This window comes from uncultured Lactobacillus sp. (assembly GCF_947367085.1).
Lineage (GTDB): Bacteria > Bacillota > Bacilli > Lactobacillales > Lactobacillaceae > Lactobacillus.
In genome coordinates this window covers 1-2,856 of record NZ_CANBCP010000103.1, presented here as the reverse complement: position 1 = coordinate 2,856, position 2,856 = coordinate 1, and the positions used below count along the sequence as shown (strand labels likewise).

The 2,856-nt window shown below is 36.5% G+C and carries 2 protein-coding genes; one reads left to right on the top strand and one right to left on the bottom strand.

Going from position 1 to position 2,856, the window contains the following annotated elements; all coding sequences use genetic code 11:
• Window positions 1-6 precede the first annotated feature (6 nt).
• Window positions 7-1,314 (top strand): zinc ribbon domain-containing protein, encoded by a 1,308-nt coding sequence (locus tag Q0Y70_RS09795; RefSeq protein ID WP_297820514.1) that lies wholly within the window; start codon window positions 7-9, stop codon window positions 1,312-1,314.
• A 76-nt stretch (window positions 1,315-1,390) separates the two neighbouring features.
• On the opposite strand, the gene glnA is transcribed toward Q0Y70_RS09795, so the two are convergent.
• The gene (gene glnA, locus Q0Y70_RS09790) at window positions 1,391-2,728 is read right to left on the bottom strand and encodes a type I glutamate--ammonia ligase (protein WP_297820511.1); all 1,338 of its coding nucleotides are present in this window, start codon (window positions 2,726-2,728) and stop codon (window positions 1,391-1,393) included.
• Window positions 2,729-2,856: the final 128 nt, after the last annotated feature.

Sequence of the window (2,856 nt, the reverse complement as noted above, 5' to 3'; positions counted from 1 at the left end):
TAAAGAATGAAATTTTGTCCAAAGTGTGGACATGAGTTAAAGCCAGACGATTTATTTTGTAAAAACTGTGGTCATAAAGTAAAAGCTAGTCAACCAGATCATTTAACGCAAATACCTACAAAAACTCCAAAAAACAATGATCACCTGACTCCTGTAAATACTCCACAAGTTAAAAGACCTCAGCCAGCACCCACAGCGCCTAAAATAACTAACCAAACGCATCCCCAAAAATCTCACAAAGGATTGCTTTTGATAACCCTATGTGCCGCAATTGTTCTCTTAACTGTCTGTGGATTGGCATTTTACACTATAAAAAATACTCAACATGCTAGCTTAGCTAAGACTTCACATCCGAAAACAGTCAAGGTCGCTTCAAAACACCATTCCAAAAAGAAGAAGGACTACTCAAGTAAAGACTGGTCATTAATGGGTTACATGGAATATGCCCGCAGAAATTATGCTAAAAATCGTCATGTCAAAAACAATGAAGATTTAGCTAAGACCATAGCCAACGACATTAGAACTAATTTTTTAACTGTTACTCCCCAATCTTCTAATGCATACACAGTCTCCAACAAATACGGTAGCGTGAACATTAATGTCAATAAAACGAACGTCAAAGTTGCTGATGATAATACTAAAAAGACTTATAGCAAGAAAACTTTATCTAAGCACTTTTCAAAATATAAAAATGAATTTCAAGATTTAGAAAGTGAAAACACTAAATCAAGTTCAGAAAATACAAAGTCTAGTTCAAAATTATCAGATGACGAACTGGCGGTTGCACTCTTTATTAATTATGGGCGTGGAAATAATCCAATAGAAAAAATTAATTCCACTAAGTATCTCCTTCACCTTGTATTAAATACACACAAAGATACTTTAAGAAACGAGGAATATATATCAGGCTTTATAAAAACTTCTGATTATGGAGCTCCATGCTATAAATTACATTATAACTACACTGGATCTAAGTCATATGAGATATTTTTAAATGGAAACAAAGATGATGTAAGCTCCAGACTTATAGGTGATCCAGACAATGATCCTTCTCCAACATACTATTCAAAAGCCAAACTCATTCAGCAATACAGCCCTTACAAAGCTGATCTAGACGAAATAATCTCACTACTCAATCAAGCTGAGGCTCACAAGTCAGAATTATCCAAAGAACTTCACGGTAAAACCCTCGATGATAACGACGATACTGATACTAACAATGATTCTGATTCCAATTCTGATGACAACGATGAGGAATATACTAATAATGATGAAGACGACGGCGACACTACTGTTACTGATGATGACTATTAAATAGTTATAGACAAGAAAAAATGGTATCAAACCAAAAAATCGGTTTGATACCATTTTTCTATTTCAATCTCTAATTTTAATATCCCATGTAACGGTCTCTTTCCCAATCAGAAACAGATTGAGTGTACTTGGACCATTCTAAGTTCTTAGAATCAATGAAACTTTGAGTTAAGTGTTCACCTAAAGCAGATTGAATTAATTCATCAGCCTTAAATGCCTTAATTGCATTGTGAAGAGTTGAAGGAAGTGGCTTAATGCCGCGATCTGCTCGTTCTTGTTCACTCATTTCAAAGACATTAGAAGTAATTGGTGCCATTGGCTTTTTAGCTTCTTTAATACCGTTAAGTCCTGCAGTTAAGCAAGCGGCTAATAGCAAGTATGGGTTAGCAGTTGGGTCTGCTGAACGCATTTCAAGACGGGTATTGATTTCTTCAGCATCTGGAATACGAACTAATGGTGAACGGTTCTTTGAAGCCCATGAAATGTAAACTGGAGCTTCAAAACCTGGAATTAAACGCTTGTATGAGTTAACAGTTGGGTTACCAATTGCAGTAATTGCACGAGCATGTTCTAAGATACCATTTAAGAAGTAAAGTGCAGTATCTGACAAGTGGAATTCGCCATCTTTGTCATAAAATACATTCTTGCCATCTTTAAATAATGACATATTGGTGTGCATCCCATTACCTGCTTGGCCTTCAACAGGCTTAGCCATAAATGTAGCAAACAAGCCGTGCTTTCTAGCAACTTCGCGTACAACCATCTTGAATGTTTGAACACGGTCAGCTGTAGTTAAAGCATCATCAAATCTGAAGTCAATTTCTTGTTGGCCGTCACCTACTTCGTGGTGAGCAGCTTCAACTTCAAAACCAATTCTTTCCAAAGTTTCAACGATATCACGACGACATCTTGCACCTTCATCGTCTGAAGTCATATCAAAATATGATGCATGATCAGGAACTTCAGTAGTCCAGTTGCCATCTTCACCTAACTTGAATAAGTGGAACTCAGCTTCAAAACCAATATCAAAATCAGTAAAGCCCATTTCCTTCATTTCGCCTAAAACGCGCTTTAAGTTATTTCTAGGGTCGCCTTCAAATGGATCTCCATTAGTCTTATGAACAGAACATACTAAACGACCAATCTTGCCGCCACGCTGATCACTCCATGGCAGAACTGCCCAAGTTGAAAAGTCCGGGTATAGAACCATGTCACTTTCTTCAAGACGTACAAATCCATCAATTGAAGAACCATCAAAACGGATGTCATTAGTCAACACTTTGTCTAATTGGCTAGTTGGAACTTCTACAGCTTTAGAAGTACCATTAATATCAGTAAATGCCAATCTTAAGAAACGAACATCGTTGTCATCAACACTTTTTCTAATATCATCAGCAGTAATTTGCTTATTCATTGTACACACCTTTTTCTATGGGATTTTTCGCCGATTTTTATAATTGGTATAGTCCCAGCAAACGTTTTTATCTCTTGTGTTATTGCACAATGAAAACAATAGCAGATAAGATTGGTATCGTCAATTAC

Excerpts from the sequence above, each read along its gene's own strand:
- Q0Y70_RS09795 (WP_297820514.1), top strand. The coding sequence starts at position 7 with ATGAAATTTTGTCCAAAGTGTGGACATGAGTTAAAGCCAGACGATTTA.
- glnA (WP_297820511.1), bottom strand. The coding sequence starts at position 2,728 with ATGAATAAGCAAATTACTGCTGATGATATTAGAAAAAGTGTTGATGAC.